Raw genomic sequence first — 17,953 nt, 5'->3', positions numbered from 1 at the left:
TTCCTCATTTCGTCCGTAATTTTGCTTCTTTCTTCAAAGCAGCCTGTCCCATCTCTTTTTCGTAATCACCTTTGGCATAGGCGACATTGCTCAGCGCTCGAAGCATTTTATCCTTTGCCAGCTTTTTCATAACCTCTGCAAGATCAGCGTCCAGAGTACCACGCTTCACATAGCGGTTTATGGTGTTCAGCCGTTTCTCATAAATCTGTTTCACCGGATGATCGTCCGCAAGCTCCCGTTGTTCTCTGCCTTTCAGGTTGCCGATCTGTCGGCAAGTGCGGTGCAGCTTGTCCCCCGGTGCATAGCCGCCGCAGTATTTGGTGTGCCTTGCGTTGGTGGTGAGGAACCACTTGCCGCAGATTTTGCATTTTTTCGGGGCATGACCAACACATAAGCCCTCAAAAAGATCAGACCGGAACATCCCTACAAAGGATACATAGTGCATCCGCTTGACCAGCTTCGCAACTTTTTCGCCGGGACGGATGACCGATATATACTGAACGGAATTATTCAAAGTAGACATCCAGGCATTGCCCTCCGTGATAGAGAACTCCGGCGGAAAATAGTCGCCGAACATTTTTGCAAAACCCTCTGCGGTGCGTTCTGCTTCATTGCCGTCTGATTTTTCTGCAAAATCAAGCATGGCCGTTTGGTATTCCCCAAGGGAGTATGCCAGATGCCCGAAAACTGCGGTATAACGTTGGAGCATCATCGCATCGGCAAAGTTCTGGATTTCTTCAAATTGCAAAGAATTGGTTGCGGCTTTTATGGCAAACTCCACATATTTCAGCGCATTGTCCACAGTAAAGACTTTTTCAATCCGTTCTCTGTGCTTTGAGATATTCATATAGGAGAACGGCGGTGTTTGACTGAGAATATCAAGCATCGTCAGAGCAGCTTCCGTTGCAATAGGACAGAGTGCAGAAGCATCCTGTCCGGCGTTTAATATTCCAAGCAGCAGATTGATTTTCTCGCATTGCTCGTTCATCTTTGCGATGGTATCCGCAGGGACATTCAGCGCATCACAGGCAAGAGCGCCGACAGGAAGTGTTTTTCCCTCATATATGACCGTATCCTGCCAAAAATCCAATGTCATCAGTTCTTGGTTCATGCTTGCCCCTCCTGTCCTGTTTTTTCATTTTCTTAATTCTATCATGCTAATGTAAAGAAATCTACATCTATCCATAAGTTGTCCTGTTTTTTGAAACGGGGTTGTCCTCCGATTAGCCTGTTTTTTGAAAAATCCGGCATAACCATAGTAGAAGGAGCCAAACCCCTGCCAATCACGGCGGGTGTTTCGTGCTTTCTAAATACTATGAACGGAGGTTTTTCTATGACAATCTATGAAATCATCAAGGCGGCAATCAGCGTAAAGCAAGCCGCAAAACACTACGGGCTGAATGTCAACCGCAATGGTATGGCTTGCTGCCCGTTCCACAACGACAGGCATCCGAGCTTGAAGCTGAACGAGGATTATTTCTTCTGCTTCGGCTGCGGAGCCAAGGGGGATGTAATCGACCTTGTGGCAAGACTGTTCGATCTGAGCAGTTATGAAGCAGCGCAAAAGCTGGCTGCGGACTTCGGGCTTGACCCGAAACCGCCCACTGCCGCAGCTATGGTCAAGCCAAAGCGTCCCTATATCCGTCAGTTCCGGGAGAATGAAATGCTGTGTTTCCGGGTGCTGACGGATTATCTGCATCTGCTGGAAGATTGGAAAATACGATACGCACCCAAGACACCGGAAGATGCTCTGGATGACCGTTTTGTGGAAGCCTGCCAGATGCACTGCTATATCGAATATATGGCAGATGTGCTGACGGTGGGTGATCTGGAAGAACGGGTGGCATTGGTGGACAAGCTGATGCAGGACGACAAAATTGCTTTTCTGCAAGAGTATACCGCACGAAAGAAAAAGGAGGTGGCGCACCGTGGCGAAGAACCGGAAAACGCCTAATATGAATTTTCCTGTCTGGTTTGACGGGCAGAACATCAACGAAGCTCTGTTTTGTGAAGAATTTCTGCATGAGCGCAGAATCATCTTCGCAAACGGAGCTTTTTTCACGCCCGATGGTCGAGTGACGGATGACCTTCCTCTGCGTGGGGAGATTTACGACAAGCTGAAATTTTGTGCCGTGAACAACATCCCACGGAAGATCACCAACATTCTGGAAGTGCTGAAACTGGAAGCGCAGGTGTCTGACTTCCCTCCGGAGCAGGATCGCATCCATGTTGCCAACGGTACGCTGCTCTTGAACGGCACTTTCACCGAAGGCAGACCGGCTATCGTGCGAAGCCGTCTGCCTGTCGGCTATAATCCCGATGCTCCTGCACCGGTGATCTGGCTGAACTTTCTGGATGGGTTGCTTTACGCCGAGGACATTCCAACTTTGCAGGAGTTTATCGGCTATTGCCTGATTCCCTCCAACAAGGGGCAGCGCATGATGGTGATTAAAGGCAACGGTGGCGAGGGTAAATCTCAAATCGGTGCGGTGCTGTCCACCATCTTCGGCACGAATATGAAAGACGGCAGCATCGGGAAGATTTCTGAAAACCGTTTTGCCCGTGCCGATCTGGAACACATCCTGCTGTGCGTGGATGATGATATGCGGATGGAAGCTCTGCGTCAGACCAACTATGTAAAATCCATCGTGACTGCACAGGGCAAAATGGACTTGGAACGCAAGGGCAAGCAGAGTTATCAGGGCTGGATGTTTGCCCGGTTGCTGGCATTCAGCAATGGTGATCTGCAAGCCCTATATGATCGCAGCGATGGTTTTTACCGCAGACAGCTTGTGCTGACCACCAAAGAAAAGCCCATGGACAGAGCCGATGATCCTGACCTTGCAGAGAAGATGAAAGCTGAAGCCGAGGGTATCTTCCTGTGGGCATTTGAAGGCTTACAGCGGCTTGTTGCCAACAACTTTAAGTTTACGGAGAGTGACCGTATCCGGGAAAACCGGGAAGCGGTCAAGCGTGACAACAACAATATCTTTGATTTCATGGAGTCGGAGGGATACATCCGATTGAAAGCGGATGCTTCCATCAGCTCTAAGGATTTCTATGAAATCTACCGGATGTGGTGTGAGGAAAACTCCCTTGCACCGCTGAAAGCCCGTAGATTCAGCGATGCCATGATTGCCAATGCCGGGAGATTCAATCTGGAGCATTGCAACAACATCACCAACTCTGCCGGACGGCGGGTGTGGGGCTTTATGGGCGTGGAAGCTGTGGCAAGACCTCATATAAATGGATTTTACGATGTTTCGCCGTGTACGTACGTACCGGAGGACTGGCGGGATTGATTTTGCCAGTCATGCTCTGTACGTATGTACGCAGCATTTACCCCTGTTTTCTTCCGTTATAGGAAACAGCAGCTTTCAAAGCTGACCTGTTTTCGGGCATTAAAAATCAATGGTAATGGAAACAGCAAAGTTTTTGACCGCAGGACGAAACTATTTCACGAAATCGTGCTTCTCTGAACCGTGTACCCTGTTCACGGAACAATGGGTGTTTTCACTGTTCCAGACCAAACCACACAAAACGGCAAAGTGGGATATGGTCATATATGGACAGGACATCACAAGCGAAATTCTGAACGGATTTCGGAGATTGCAGATTTTTCACTGTTCGGTGCATCCACTCCACCTTGGAGCGCAGAGGTTGCACCGACACATGAACTGAATTATGGAGGATTTTATCAATATGAATATACGCAACGAAATAAAGGCACAGATCATCCGTGCCGGGATGACCATGCAGGAAGTTGTTGACCTGCTCTCGGACGAGTACGGTTGGAGCGACAGCGTTTCCAACCTGTCCGCAAAATTACAGCGGGAAAGTATACGATACAAGGAAGTATTGGAGCTTGCCGCTGTGCTTGGTTACGACATCGTATGGCAGAAAAGACGGGAGAAGTGATACCCCGGCAACAGCCCTCCGCATCTCCCGTCCCCATAGGCGCACCGCAGTGCTGCCCATGGACAGGCAGTGAAAGATACGGTTTTCGCTGCCATCGTCTGCAAGAAATGTTCCGCAGAACAGCTTCATGCAGACGGGCTGACCAAGGTAAAAGGCGCAGACATTTTGCCTTGGTCAGCAGAGGTCACCGCAGTGACCGCATTCCCCCTCGGGAGAGCCCTCGGAGAGCCCACGGCACTTTGTAGCCAGCATGGATGAAAGTGTAATAGTGGGTTATTACACTTTGAAAAAGTGCCGTTCCTCAGCCCTCCGCTGTCTGCAAATCTTAAAGAAAGGACAAAAATCTATGGCAAGAAATGATGGAATTGATCGTACCTTAGCCAGAAATCAGGACTTGGAAACTCCGGATGATGTGACAAAAGTACAGGAACACAATGAGCGTGAAAAAGACCGTTATTCCAATGTGGACATCGTGCCGGAACGTACTGCGCTGAATGTTCACTTCAAGTCTCCCACTGACGATTATGTAAAAATGTTTGAGCAGATGGAGCAGGACAAGATCATCTCCACCAGAGGGCTGAAACCGGATGCCGTCAAATATGGCGAGTTGGTTTTCGATGTGAACTCCGCTTATTTCTACAACCACGGCGGCTATGAGTTTGCAAAACAGTTTTATGCCGATGCCTATAAAGCCGCCGTGGAGATCGTGGGCGGTGAGCAGTATATCCTCTCCGCTGTAATGCATGCCGACGAGCGCAACCGGGCAATGTCGGAAGCTCTGGGTGAGGATGTGTACCACTATCACCTTCATGTGGTTTATATCCCGGTGGTGGAGAAACAAATCCTGTGGTCGAAGCGATGCAAGGATGAATCCCTCCGGGGAACGGTAAAGGAAACGATCACACAGGTCAGCCGCAGTAAGAAGTGGGAATCCAAACCCGTTCTTGATGAAAACGGAAATCCTATGTTGAACGCAAAAGGGAAAAAGATTTTGAAGTCGTCCTACAGTGTGCTGCAGGATGACTTTTTCAATTTCATGCGAAACGCTGGTTATACCGATGTAGAGCGTGGAGAATGTGGCAGCACCGAAGAACATCTGACGGTGACACAGTTCAAGGTACAGGCCGAACAGCAGCGTTTGGAAGCTGTGACCGGACAGGTGGCACAGGCCGAGCAGAGCTTAGCGGATGCCAAAGCTGCCACGGAGAAGCAGAAAAAGAAACTGGAAGCTCTGAAAAAGGAAACTCAGGCTGCTAAGTCTGTTGCTATGACTGCACATGAGATTGAGTCGATGGGCAAGAAAAATCCCATTACGGGAAATGTTACCATGACGGCGGATGAGTGCCGCACGCTAAAGGATTATGCGGTCAGCAGCTTTGCGGAAAAGTCTGAGAAGCTGAAATACAAGCAGAAATTCGAGCAGGCAGATAAAAACGCAAAGATATGGAAAGACCGTTTTGAAAAACTGAACAAAGACTATGAGGAGCTGAAACAGAAAGCCCAGCCTTTCCTGGATGCGATTGAGATTGCATCTGAAAAGGTCTGGGCTTTTATCAATGCCATCCTCGCCAGGGGAAAGGAACTGTATGAACACAAACACCCTGCCCGCAATCGTGGACAGGACATGGAAATTTAAGAAAGGAACTATTTGCCTATGAAGAAAACCGTAGATGAAATTAACAAGATGATTATGGAAGATGCCCCGATGGAAGAAATCAACGATGCCATCGGCTATATTGATATTTGCTCCTGCTTCGATCCGATTTTTGAGCCGCCTATTGATTTTCTGGAAGAATGCCGCAAGCGTTGGGAAGCGGCACAGTCCTCTTTCTGCAAAACCATTGAGTGCAAGATCGGAAACACATGGTATGTGATTGAAACGGAGTGTGATGGAAATGAGCCACTTACCGACAAGGTAAAACGGCTCATTTTTTCTGACAAGGGGGTGATTTGTTAATGACTGCGACACAAAAGCATGATATAATTCCAATATGCACAACGGTACTGTCGGCTGACCAACCACCGAAGGAGGATATTATGTTGGATCAGCAGAAAATTACCATTCTCTATTGCCGTCTGAGCAACGAGGATGCCCAGGAAGGCGAGAGTAACAGTATCGCAAATCAGAGAGAGTATTTAACCCGATATGCCCGTGACCACGGGTATACAAACCTGAAAATTCTGGTGGATGACGGTTATACGGGGACGAACTTCAATCGTCCCGGTGTGCAGGAAGGCTTTGAGCTTGTCAAGCAGGGGCTTGTGGGCTGCTGGCTGGTCAAAGACCTCAGCCGCTTTGGTCGTGACTATCTGACTGTTGGACAATATACGGATATTATCTTTCCGAGTTATGATGTCCGCTTTATCGCTATAAATGATGGCGTAGACAGCAACCGGGGAGACAGCGAGGGCTTCGCCGCAATCCGTAATCTGTTCAACGAGTGGTATCCCCGTGATACCAGCAAGAAAGTCCGTGTCAGTTTGCGGCAGAGAGGAACCAGTGGGAAGCACATGGGCAAACCGCCCTACGGATACCGCTGTGACCCGGAGGACAAGGATCACTGGATTCTGGATGAAGAAGCGGCTCCGGTAGTCAAGCTCATCTTCGACCTTTGCATTGACGGCAAAGGCCCGGAGCAGATTGCAAGGATTCTGGAAGAAAAGCAGATTATGACCGCAAAGGCACTCTATGCCAAGCGAAAGAAAAAGCCGATGCCGGAAAGACCGTACCACTGGGGCAACCAGTCCATTGCAGGGATTTTGGAACGGCAGGAGTACACAGGCTGTACCTGCAACTTCAAGACTTATTCCAAGTCCTACAAGCTGAAAAAGCGGATTCCCAATGAGCCGGAGAATATGTTTTATCTGCCGGACACACAGGAAGCGATTGTATCTCAGGCACAGTTTGACAGGGTGCAGGAACTGAGGAAAAACAAACGCCGCCCCGCAAAAGCGGAACGGCAGGGATTGTTCTCCGGGCTTCTGTTTTGTGCCGATTGCGGCGGCAAGCTCCACTTTGCCACAAGCAAAAGCTTTGAGGGCAAGCAGGATCACTACGTCTGCAACAACTACAAGAGCAACCGTGGTACTTGTACTGCCCACTATATCCGGGAAGATGTGCTTCGTGAAATCGTTCTGGAACGCATCCGGGCAGTCAATGAGTATATCCGAAGCGATGTGGACGGTTTTCAGGAGGAATGGCTGCAATGCCGCAGGACTGACCAGGAGCGCAGCATCCGGGATGACAAAAAGAAGCTGGAACAGGCAAAGAAACGCCTTGCCGATCTGGATGTCATCATCGCCCGGCTGTACGAGGACTATGTTCTTGGAAATCTCAATCAGGACAGATACAGAAAGATGTCTGCGGACTATGAAGCGGAGCAGGAACGGTTAAAGCTCGAAATTGAAGTTATCGAAGAATGGGTGGAACAGCGGGAAGAAATGAACGACGGTCTGGATGCCTTTATCGCCCTGACACAGAAATATGTGGATGTGGAGGAGCTGACACAGACCATCGTGAACGAGTATATCAAGAAAATCATCGTCTATGCCCCGGACAAATCCAGCGGCAAGCGCAAGCAGAAAGTGAAGATTTTCTTCAACTTCGTGGACGATGTAGATATTCCCGTTATTTCCGAGCCTATCATCACGCAAACAACCTATGAACACAGAAAAACGGCGTGACCTTCGGGTCACACCGTTCTCTGCGACAAAATAGTTACTTGTCACTATTAAGCCTTGTAGAGTCAAGGTTTGTGTTGGCGGCAGGGCGAAAAAAGTCACGCTCCGAGTACGATGCTTTGACCCCTCCGTGCCCCTCACCTCGCCTCAAACCATCACAACATTCGACGTTTTTTGCCAAAAACGGGAAAAGCATCGAATGTTGTGATGGTTTTTCTGCCACTCGACCGGGTGGAATCGCTTTCTTGCGCACGAAGGTGTGCGGACCCGTGGGCAGGGGAATAAGGTTGGTTATCCGACTCCATTGGAGGGCTCATGGACCTGCCGATTGTCCTGTCCCATAAGACTGCCTGGCTGTACCACAACGTGGCGCGCCCGTCCGAGCCGCTCTCGCGAGCAAGCAGCCTATACGATGAGGACTCGCTTGCTAACGAGGCGGAGCCGACCGCGAGCCTGCCCAAATTGGGACTCGATGCCAAGGGGCTGAGGGCTTCAACGGCAGTTGGGATCGTTACCGACTATCTGGTTTCGCTTGGTATTCCACGAGAAGAGCTCGATCATATCGACACGCTCGTCAACTTCGATTTTGAGCGCTCGACGCCGGCTGGATTCAGGCGCCACGTGTTTGGAGCGCCGTACCTTCAGACCATCTTATCGAGGTGGCAGAGGGCCTTCTAGTGGTTGATGAGGCCATGTGCTTTGTCCAAGCGGGTTCGTGGATGAGCGAGCCCGAGCAGCTGGAATATGGCTACGAAATCTGCGCTCGATACCATTTGAATCATCTGTCGACAGGCGATTATATCGAGATGGGGCAGAGGTATACCGTTGCCGACTTGATTGCCTATTGCAATGAGAACCGATCTTGTCAGGGGGCCATACGCGCGGCCGCCGTGCTCAAGCGCGTGCACGATGGCGCGCGATCGCCCATGGAGACGGCCACTGCAATCATGGTCGTAGCAAAACGTTCCCAGGGAGGGCTGGGATATGCCAAGATCGAGCTCAACCATCGGGTCGATGTTCCCAACGAGTTCAAGTATCTCGCAAAGGCCGGGTATTTCGAGATCGACGTATATGCGCCTGCGAGCGGTACGGGGATTGAATACAACGGCTCGGACCATCTTGATAAACAGCGCAGTGCGTCGGATGCGGAGCGCATGACCGTGCTGAGCGCGCTGGGCTTTAGGATGATCGTCCTCACCGGGACTCAGTTTGCCCACCAGCTGCAATTGCACCGGGCGATGAACGCTATCGCGCTCGCTATGGGCCTTAAGTGCGACCGAAGCGAAGCGTTCCAGAAACGTCAAAACGACCTGCGAGAATTCGTGATTCGACACTGGGACGGCGGCCTTTAGGGGCGTTTTGGTCCTTCTACGGGGTGCCGTGGGCAGGCAAGCCATCACAACATTCGACGTTTATCGCCAAAAACGGGAAAAGCATCGAATGTTGTGATGGTTTGTATGCTGAGGATGGGCTTGGGAAGCCGGTCTTGCTCGAAGCGACCTGTCCTGTCGTACGGGTGTCGGCATAATTCTCTCGTGGGGTATTATGTTTTCCGAAGAATAAAACGCCGCGTGAGGGGAGGGCCGCGTGGACGGGCACGTGCAACATGACGGCTTTGGCCGCGACATCAACTACCTGCGCATTGCCGTTACCGACAAGTGCAATTTCCGCTGCATCTATTGCATGCCGGCCGATGGCGTGGCGCCCCGTGCACACGACGAGCTGCTCAGTGCCGAGGAAATCGCCCGCTTTGTGCGCTTGGTGGCGGGGGAGGGCATTCGCCGCGTGCGCCTGACGGGCGGCGAGCCGCTGGTCAGCCGCCGTATTATTCCGCTTATTCGCGACATCCGCGCGATTCCGCAGATCGAGGACATCTCGCTCACCACCAACGGCGCCCTGCTGCCCAAGCTGGCGCCGCAGCTCAAAGATGCCGGGCTTAACCGCGTCAACATCTCGCTCGACACGCTCGACCCTACGCTCTTTGGAAAGATCACGCGTCTGGGTCGGCTCGAGCAGACCATGGCTGGCATCGACGCGGCGCTGGCTTGGGGCTTTGAGCCCGTTAAGGTCAACTGTGTTGTGGTGCGCCGGCTCAACCAGGATGTGGCGGCCCTCGCGCGACTCACGCTCGACCGCCCCATCCACCTGCGATTTATCGAATACATGCCCATCGGCGACGAGCACACGAGCTCGCATTGCGCTGTGGACCCTCACGCGCCCGCGCTCAATCCCGAGCTGTGGGACGCGAGCGACACCGTGCCGAGTGACGAGCTGCGGGCGCGCATCAATGCCGGGGCAGCCGCGGCGGGGCTGGGCGAGCTCGAGCCGCTCGGCATCAACGACGCTCCTGCCGGCGCGGGCCCTGCGCGCTATTGGCACTTTCCTGGCGCGACGGGAACGGTCGGTTTCATTAGCGCCATGTCCAACCATTTTTGTGCGAATTGCAACCGTCTGCGCCTGACGGCCGATGGCAACGTGCGTCCGTGCCTGTTCAGTGATGCCGAGTATTCGGTGCGCGACGCCCTGCGCCGTGGTGACGATATGCAGGTACTTTCGATTTGGCGCGATGCCGTGGCCCACAAACCGCAGGAACACGCGATAATTGAGGGCACGCAACGATTTATGTCCCAAATCGGAGGATGATCATATGGCCAAGAGCAGGTACGCCGATGCCACCAAGGCCGCTCGCAGGGCCGCGATGTCTGCCCACAAAGGCACGGCTGCGGCGAATGCTGGTAACGCCGACGCGTCCGCACAGCCGACTGCCAGTGCTGCCACCGAGCCCGCCCGCGACGCCCGTCGCGACGAGCTGACGCATGTGGACGCCAAGGGCGAGGTGCGCATGGTCGACGTGTCCGACAAGGCCGAGACCCATCGCATCGCCATCGCCGAGGGCACCATCCTAATGCACCCCGAGACGCAGGCCATGGTGCTGCAGGACCGCGCCAAAAAGGGCGACGTGCTCGCTTGCGCGCGCGTGGCGGGCATCATGGCCATCAAACGCACGAGCGACATCATCCCCATGTGCCATCCGTTGCTCATTACCAAGAGCAAGTGCGACATTGCGCCCATCGCTGCGGCGGGGACGCCGGCCGAGGACGTGCCCGAGGGCTGGGCACCGGCGCGCACGGACGGGCAGGTTGGCTTTCACGTACTGGTTACGGCCGGCGTGACGGGCAAGACGGGTATCGAGATGGAGGCGTTGACCGGCGCGAGTGCCGCGTGCCTAACGATCTACGACATGTGCAAAGCCGTCGATCGCGGCATGGAGATTGTCGACGTGCGCCTGTTGCACAAGGAGGGCGGCCGCTCGGGCGTGTGGGATCGCGCAGAGCGCCAGGCCGCTGCTACTGAGGCCGTGGCCGCTGACGGTGCCGCGCCCGCAAGCGCACCCGTCGCCGTCGCTCCCGCAGCTCCCACTCCGGCCGTCCCCGCGATCGCGTTTATCGGCTACCAAAACTCGGGCAAGACCACGCTCGTCGAGAAGGTTATCGCCGAGCTCACCCGCCGCGGCCTGCGCGTGGGTTCGCTCAAACATCACGGGCACCACGGCTTTGATATCGATGTGCCCGCTAAGGACACTTGGCGCCATCACCAGGCCGGATCCAAGCACGTGGGCCTCATCTGCGCCACGCGCTGGGCGGAGTACGCCGACACGCGCGAGGAGGACGAGATGCCCGCGCGTGAGCTGCTGTCGCGCTACAACGATGTCGACGTGGTGATCATCGAGGGCTACAAGACCGAGGGCTTCGACAACATCGTGGTCGCGCGCTCTGGTGTTGACCGTCTGCGCGGCAAGAGCTCGCTCGACCTGGTCGATGGTCACACGCTGGCCCTTGCCTGCAACGAGGCTCTGGCGCGCCAGGCATTCGATGCCGGCTTCGCGACCCGAGCCATCAACATCAACGACGCCCGAGCCATCTGCGACCTTATCCAAGATCACCTTTAAGGCTTGACGCTGCGCCAGCTCCAAGCACCCCATCTCGCCCCTCAAGCCGTCGCTCGCGTACCAAAGTACGCGTTGCTCATCTTTCGGGGCGACCTGGGGTACTTGGAACCGGCTCGCTGCGTTGCCATAACATGCCAAAAAGGGACAGGTTTATTTTGGCAGGTTTTATCTGGGCAAACGTCATTTCCGCCACAAAGGGGCCAGGCACCTTTGTGGCGGTTTTTGCTTTGGTGGATGTGTGGGACATGCCTTACAATCTACCAAGTAGTTCGTGCTGGCAAAAACGGAGAGAAGGGGCTTGATGCGTCCTTAATGTTTCATGCGGATAGATTGATTTGACAGACGGTGGCGAATGCCCGCCGTCCGCATTCGTACGAAACAAGGAGTCTCCATGCTCGCCTCTCTTTTCTCAAAGCCTCAACCTTCGCTGTCCGTGCAGGCCAAACGCCTGGTGGCGATGCGCTTTCTCATCTACACCGGTTTTCAGACCAGCTACTTCATCGGCGTCATCGGAACGCTCACCTATGCAGACGATGCCTCGGTCGTGGCGACATCGCTGGCCGTCCTGTTTATGAACGTATTCGTGATCTTGGGATCCTTTGCGGGTGGCGCGGCGCTTGACGCCTGGGGCCCGCGCCGTCATTTCTTGCTGAGCATCGTGGGCACGTTGGCAACCGGCGCGGCGATCCTCGTTTTTGGCAGCGCGACCGGCATCGTCCTGCTCGGCGCGGTGCTCCTGGGCTTTGTGATGGGATTCGCCCAGCCCATCGCCACATCCTATCCAGCCTACCTCACTGACGATCCTGTCGAGCTCAAAGACATCAACTCCGCCATCGCCATGTTCTCCAACGTGAGCATTATCGTCGGCCCCACACTGGGCGGCTTTGTCGCAGCTGCTGCGTCGTCGCGTGCGGTGTTCGTGCTCATGATGATCTTTACCGTACTGGCGCTCGTCGCCGGTTGGGGCTTTAGACCGCAGACCAGCCATGTCGCCGGAGATGCGGATGCCGATTCGGCAGAGGAAGGGGGGCGTGCGGGACAAAGCTCCAACCCCAGCACATCCGCCCGCGTCACCTTCGCGACCAGTATCAAGACGGTCTTTACCAATAGCATCCTCGCCCTGCTGTTCTGCATTATTTTTCTTTCAAACTTTGGCTACGGCGCCTTCGATCCACTGGAGTCGTTCTTCTACCGCGATGTCCTACATGTCGGTGTCGAATGGATGGGCTGGCTCTCGTCGGCCAGCGGTGTGGGCGCGGTGCTGGGCGCTGTTATTGCGCTTCGTTTGCCGCCGCACCTAATCAACCTTAAAACGCTGCTCGCGGCGCTTATGTCCGTGGGCCTGGGAAGCCTGCTCTACGTGGGAACGCCGTACGTGGGTGTGACCCTCGTCGGCCAGATTGCCCTGGGTGTGGCCTGGGGCGTCGTCAACCCGCTCCACAACACGATCGTGCAAACGACGGCCCCGCTCGAGCAACTCGGTCGCATCAACTCGGTCATGGGTTTTGGCAATATGTTCGCCGGCGTGGCCCCGCTGGCGATTGCCCCGTGGCTGGCGGCGACATTTGGCGTGCAACAGGCGCTCGTAGGGGCGGGCATGGTCGTGACGGCAGTTCCCGCGGCGTTGCTGCTGTTTGGACGCCGGCATTTTGATCGTGCCGCAAGGCAGTAAAAACCATCACAACATTCGATGAAAATCGCGATTTTGCCGAAAAACGTCGAATGTTGTGATGGTTTGCGCCCCGGGCCAGGCCACCCTTCGGGTCCGGTCACCACAAAGGGGCCAGACACCTTTGTGGTGGTTTTTGCTTTGACGGGACGCGCCCGCGCCTTGGTATACCATGTACGCCGTTCACGAATACACCCCACACCGCCGCACAACCCAGAAAGGCCCCCATGGACGCCACCTTCAGCCACATCAAAGCCGTGTTCTGCGATATCGACGGCACGCTGCTCACGAGCCAGCACACGGTGTCCCCGCGCACCGTGGCGGCGATCCGCGCCCTGCGCGAGCGCGGCGTGCTCTTTGGCCTGTGCACCGGGCGTGACGCCCACGCGACCGAGGCCATGTACGAGCTCTGGGGCATCGAAGGCCTGGTGGACGTGCTCGTGGGCTGCGGTGGCGCTGAGGTCATCGACCGCGCGCACGACATCAACGAGCTGAGCTATCCGCTGCCGGGCGAGACCATCGCGCGTATCTGCAAGCACATGGCGGACCTTCCGGCAACGCCCGTCTGCCCCCGAGACGGCGTGTTCTACGTGCCCGAGAGCAACGCGTGCGTCGAGCACCTGTCGCGCGTCGACGGCGTGCCCTACCAGGTGGTCGATTTTGCCGAGTTCTTGCGCGAGCCGCAGCCCAAGGTGATGTTTACCATGGCGCCCGAGGTAATGCCGCGGGTGATTGAGCGGGCATCGACGTTTGTCGATGACACTGTTAAGGCGGCGGCTCTGCAAACCACGCAGTGGCTCTACGAGTTCATGGATCTGCGCGTGTCCAAGACGCGCGGCCTGCGGCGCGTCGCGGAACTCAATGACATGGGGCTCCAGAACATTTGCGTGTTCGGCGATGCGGACAACGACGCCGGCATGGTGGCCGACGCCGGCGTGGGCGTGGCCATGGCAAACGGCAGCGACGCCACCCGTGCCGCGGCGGACTTTGTAACCGCGAGCAACGACGAAGACGGTATCGCGATCTTTATCCAGGAGCACCTGCTGTAGTACTGCGCGCTGGACAAAAACCACCACGAAGGGGACAGGCACCTTTGTGGTGGTTCGATCAGGCGTCCCGGCAACCGATTGCCGGGACGCTTATTGTTCCGAGGCGAATCGACGCGGTGAACAAACGACCACTCGCAGCCAAATATCGACCGTTCACAGATTGAGTAGGTTAAAACAAAATGTTGTACAAATAACAACAGAGTGTCATTTCTCTATATTTGCCAGCAGTTCTACCTGCGGTTTTCCATAATTGAAAAATCGAATAACACAGCATGATTAAATAAATGTCAAGGAAAAGACTCTGAGAAAAGAAATTGACAGAATCGGGCTTTTCGTTGTTTAAACAATGAGTAATAATATGTATATCTTGCGCGAGCAATTATAGGTTGCGCGCTCTATACTAATTCGTGAAAGAGCAAGATCGCGGTCTCTTGGGGAGGAGACATCGATGACAGCAAATTCAGATAAATCTAAGCAGGACAATAAAGCGGCACATCGTGTGCTGGCAGGTGTTTTGTGCGGAGCTTCCGTTTTGAGCCTGGTACTGTCGCTCGTTATGCCCCCGATTTCGCAGGCCATCGCCAGCGACACCCAGACAGTTTCTACCGAGGAAACTGTAATGGGGTGCTCAAAGTGAAGAAGTTCGCCGCATGTAGCTTTATGGCAACTGTTCTCGTTGCAAGCACGCTGCTGTCCCCGTTCAGCGCGGCCACCTCTGCGAGCGCGGCTACCACTGTGAACAAGGGCATCTACAAGCCCACGCCTATCGGCATCGGTACGAATATCGATGTCTCTACCCCCGATCCCGGCGTGGCCACCTACGTCGGCCGCGACATGTACATCGGTGGTAAACCGAGCAACACTAAAACTCTTGATGCGAGCAACGCCCCCGCCGGCTCATATGCCGCTGAGGCGGAGGGCCTTACCGTGGTCCGTGGCAAGCTTGCCATGAATCCACTCAAAGAGAGCTGGCCCTATGAAGGTATTGGCGCTGGTTTCCGCTTTGGCACCGTTGGTTTTGGTTCCCAGTTCCGTCCTGTCGACGGCAGCACCGTGCTTGCGGTGGCTGGAATCGACAGTGCGATCACCAACATGAGCGTTGGTTACAGCGGCGACTTGCCGGGGAAGACTACCGTTGGCGCTTGGAACAAAGGCGCTTGGGTCGGCAAAGCGAGAACGGCTGACTCCGCTGGCTATGACTACACCGCGAAGATCGCCGGTCCCATTACCTATTGGAATACTAATAACGGGCGCCAGTCTGTGGTGAAAACCCAGGGTTATTGGTACGCGGGCGAGAACGCTCAGGACAGTACTCTGTTCAACCAAGTTAACTTCCTCAAGGACATTAATGGCAAGGATTATTCGAATTACAGCGGAGAGACGGGCTATCTCAACACGCTTTCTAATCAGCTGAATTCGTTTGCGAAGACGGGCAAAGTGAGCTACGGCGTTGCTCCGGCGTGCGATAAGGACAACCGCTACATCATCAACAAGTACAACAATACGGATTATAGCTATGGCCTGGTGTTTGATGGGTCGGATAAGACCATCAATGAGGACTGCGCCGATACGTCGCTCAATAGTAAGCAATTCAAGAATAGCGAGCGTCTTATCACGTTTAAGGGTGACAACACCTCTATGCAGCAGGTGTTCACCATCGATGCTTCTGAGCTGAGCAATACATACAACAACGAGTATTATCGTGGCGTTGATTTCGCATTCGAGGGCATTCCAGATGGCGCCTCGGTTGTTGTGAACGTTACCGGATCTTCGAATATTGAGTTTCACAATGGCTGGCGCTTTTGGTGGAACGGCACCGAGATTTCGCGTTATTACGAAACTCGATATTCCGGCACGGCGGAGGGCAAGGCATACGCGACGGCTTCTCAATCCGTCATATGGAACTTTGTTGATACGCAAAGCCTTACCATTCGGGGCGGCATCGCGGGAGAGGACCGCGCGGACTGGGAATACGATGGCGCAGCCACTGGTGCCAAGTGGACTGACGACGATCCTGCGGCGGCTATGATCGGCAGCATCCTTGTACCCAACGGAAGCTTCGACGACCATGTGACCACCAACGGTCGCGTTTATGTGGGTGTCGATTTCTCAATGAACAGCCCGAAGGTTGCCGCACAATTTGGTGAGGGTAACTCGGCTTCCGTCATCGACATGGACCAGGAGCGTCACAACTTCCCGTGGTCCGGTACCTACACGCCCGGCGGCTCCGCCGTTGCGTGGAGCAAGGTCGATGCGGCGGACGACAAACCGCTCGCGGGTTCCGAGTGGGCCATCTACGCGACTGAGGACAATGCACGGAAGGATGAGAAACGTATCGTCTCCATTGTGGATAACGGCAAGAATGACTCCGATCCTGCCGTTGGCACCATTCAGTTCAACTACCTGAACCAGAAGGCCAATATTGGCAACCCTGATGACAAAGACTACTTCACGTACTACATTCGCGAGACTAAGGCGCCGGAGGGCTACGAGCTTTCCAATGCGATCTATACCTCGAAGATGTTCCACACGGGCGATGAACTCAACCTTGTGGGCAACGTGGACGCCAACGGCAATGAGGTTTCACGTCCGCAGAGCGCCATCCCCAACGCCAAGATTACCGGTACGGTGTTTTGGACCAAGGTGGCGGAGGGCGACGCAGGACACACTCCTTTGGCTGGTTCTGAGTGGAAGCTCACCAAGACCAAGGACGCCGATGGTACGGACGTTAACCAGTCCTGGACCGTGAGCGATCAGTCGGATTCGGGTGAGATCACGTGGAAAGACATTGATGGCACGTCTGGCAAGTTCAAGCTCGAGGGCCTGCTGCCGGGTACGTACACGCTTGTTGAGATCCAGGCTCCGTTTGGCTACGAGAAGAACTCGACGGTCTACGAGTTCACGGTGTCCAGCACGGATGGCTCCATTGCGTGGACCGAGGGCAAGAAACCGACGATTGACGGGAGCAACGTCTACATCTCCGACTCGTGCTCCGTTACGTCCGTGGAAATCCCGGTGATTAAGTCCGTCCGTAATACGGATTGGCCGAAGGATTCCAACGGTAACTACGTTGCGTTCGACTTCAGCATCGAGGCTACGGGGCCAAATAAGGATAGCGCGCCTAAGCCTGGCCCGAAGCCTATTTCCGTCGCTCCCGCAGACTCCACCAAGGTCAACGACATCGTGGCATATTTTGGCAAAATCTCGTTCTCCAAAAAGCACCTCGCCACGAACGACGCTTCGAACCCGACTGGCGCCAAGACCTATACCTACACGGTGAAGGAGGTCACGCCTACCACCGGCGCCATCGACAAGCTCCGCTACTCCAAGGCCGAGTACCAGGTGGCCGTCACGGTGAAGGCCAAGCTGAATGACGCCGGCAAGTACTCCGGCCTCACCACCTCCACCACGGTCACGCAGGTGAAGGACGACATGGGCAACACCGTTAATAAGGACATCGGCACCGTCGACGCGCCCAACGCCATCCCTGCCTCCACCTTCACCAACGTGAAAGTTCTCACGGACCTCCCGCTCACCGGCGCGGGTTGGACCGAAAACTCCATGCTCCTCGTGGGCGCCGGTCTCATGCTTCTGAGCGGCATCGCTGCGGGAGCGTATTGGTTCGTTACAAAGCGCCGCCAGGACGACCCGTCCGATGGCGCTGGTAGATAGATGTTTATGAATGTC

Annotated in this window: 15 protein-coding genes; 14 read left to right on the top strand and 1 reads right to left on the bottom strand. The window is 54.8% G+C overall.

What is annotated here, in order from left to right:
- Positions 1-4: 4 nt before the first annotated feature.
- Complete coding sequence (locus tag I1969_RS05815; protein ID WP_033121508.1) at positions 5-1,111, bottom strand: DUF6076 domain-containing protein; 1,107 nt, start codon at positions 1,109-1,111, stop codon at positions 5-7.
- Positions 1,112-1,333: 222 nt separating this feature from the next.
- Here I1969_RS05815 and I1969_RS05810 point away from each other — a divergent pair, with 222 nt between their 5' ends.
- The 14 genes from I1969_RS05810 (at position 1,334) to I1969_RS05745 (ending at position 17,938) form a co-directional block, all read left to right on the top strand.
- Entirely contained in the window at positions 1,334-1,954 is a 621-nt protein-coding gene (locus I1969_RS05810) for a CHC2 zinc finger domain-containing protein (protein ID WP_033121509.1), read from the top strand.
- Positions 1,929-3,302 (top strand): DNA primase family protein, encoded by a 1,374-nt coding sequence (locus tag I1969_RS05805; protein WP_271748027.1) that lies wholly within the window; start codon positions 1,929-1,931, stop codon positions 3,300-3,302. The genes I1969_RS05810 and I1969_RS05805 overlap by 26 nt, the downstream gene beginning before the upstream one ends.
- Before the next feature lie 382 nt (positions 3,303-3,684).
- Positions 3,685-3,918, top strand: a complete 234-nt coding sequence (locus I1969_RS05800) for a type 2 periplasmic-binding domain-containing protein (RefSeq protein WP_229028283.1) — start codon at positions 3,685-3,687, stop codon at positions 3,916-3,918.
- A gap of 346 nt (positions 3,919-4,264) precedes the next feature.
- Complete coding sequence (locus tag I1969_RS05795; RefSeq protein ID WP_033121833.1) at positions 4,265-5,554, top strand: plasmid recombination protein; 1,290 nt, start codon at positions 4,265-4,267, stop codon at positions 5,552-5,554.
- Positions 5,555-5,572: 18 nt separating this feature from the next.
- Positions 5,573-5,875 carry a hypothetical protein gene (locus I1969_RS05790; RefSeq protein ID WP_033121834.1) on the top strand — a complete coding sequence of 101 codons (303 nt, stop codon included), beginning with the start codon at positions 5,573-5,575 and terminating at the stop codon, positions 5,873-5,875.
- Positions 5,876-5,955: 80 nt separating this feature from the next.
- A complete protein-coding gene (locus tag I1969_RS05785) occupies positions 5,956-7,602 on the top strand; it encodes a recombinase family protein (protein WP_199572093.1) in 1,647 nt (548 codons plus the stop codon).
- Positions 7,603-7,914: 312 nt separating this feature from the next.
- Positions 7,915-8,277, top strand: coding sequence for a hypothetical protein (locus I1969_RS05780; protein ID WP_195233782.1), 363 nt, complete (start codon positions 7,915-7,917; stop codon positions 8,275-8,277).
- The gene (locus tag I1969_RS05775; RefSeq protein ID WP_195233780.1) at positions 8,277-8,951 is read left to right on the top strand and encodes a hypothetical protein; all 675 of its coding nucleotides are present in this window, start codon (positions 8,277-8,279) and stop codon (positions 8,949-8,951) included. Before I1969_RS05780 ends, I1969_RS05775 begins: the two co-directional genes overlap by 1 nt.
- A 235-nt stretch (positions 8,952-9,186) precedes the next feature.
- Positions 9,187-10,242: a GTP 3',8-cyclase MoaA gene (gene moaA, locus I1969_RS05770; protein WP_271748025.1), complete on the top strand. Its 1,056-nt coding sequence runs from the start codon at positions 9,187-9,189 to the stop codon at positions 10,240-10,242.
- Positions 10,243-10,246: 4 nt separating this feature from the next.
- A complete protein-coding gene (gene mobB / locus I1969_RS11310) occupies positions 10,247-11,548 on the top strand; it encodes a molybdopterin-guanine dinucleotide biosynthesis protein B (RefSeq protein ID WP_271748024.1) in 1,302 nt (433 codons plus the stop codon).
- A gap of 391 nt (positions 11,549-11,939) precedes the next feature.
- Complete coding sequence (locus tag I1969_RS05760; RefSeq protein ID WP_195233778.1) at positions 11,940-13,220, top strand: MFS transporter; 1,281 nt, start codon at positions 11,940-11,942, stop codon at positions 13,218-13,220.
- A 224-nt stretch (positions 13,221-13,444) separates the two neighbouring features.
- The gene (locus I1969_RS05755) at positions 13,445-14,266 is read left to right on the top strand and encodes an HAD family hydrolase (RefSeq protein ID WP_195233776.1); all 822 of its coding nucleotides are present in this window, start codon (positions 13,445-13,447) and stop codon (positions 14,264-14,266) included.
- A gap of 448 nt (positions 14,267-14,714) precedes the next feature.
- Complete coding sequence (locus I1969_RS05750; protein ID WP_195233775.1) at positions 14,715-14,903, top strand: hypothetical protein; 189 nt, start codon at positions 14,715-14,717, stop codon at positions 14,901-14,903.
- Positions 14,891-17,938: a SpaA isopeptide-forming pilin-related protein gene (locus I1969_RS05745; protein ID WP_195233773.1), complete on the top strand. Its 3,048-nt coding sequence runs from the start codon at positions 14,891-14,893 to the stop codon at positions 17,936-17,938. The genes I1969_RS05750 and I1969_RS05745 overlap by 13 nt, the downstream gene beginning before the upstream one ends.
- The last annotated feature ends 15 nt before the right edge of the window (positions 17,939-17,953 follow it).

Source organism: Collinsella aerofaciens (assembly GCF_015548375.1).
GTDB classification, from domain to species: Bacteria; Actinomycetota; Coriobacteriia; order Coriobacteriales; family Coriobacteriaceae; genus Collinsella; species Collinsella aerofaciens_AB.
This window is presented reverse-complemented; position numbering and strand designations above follow the sequence as displayed.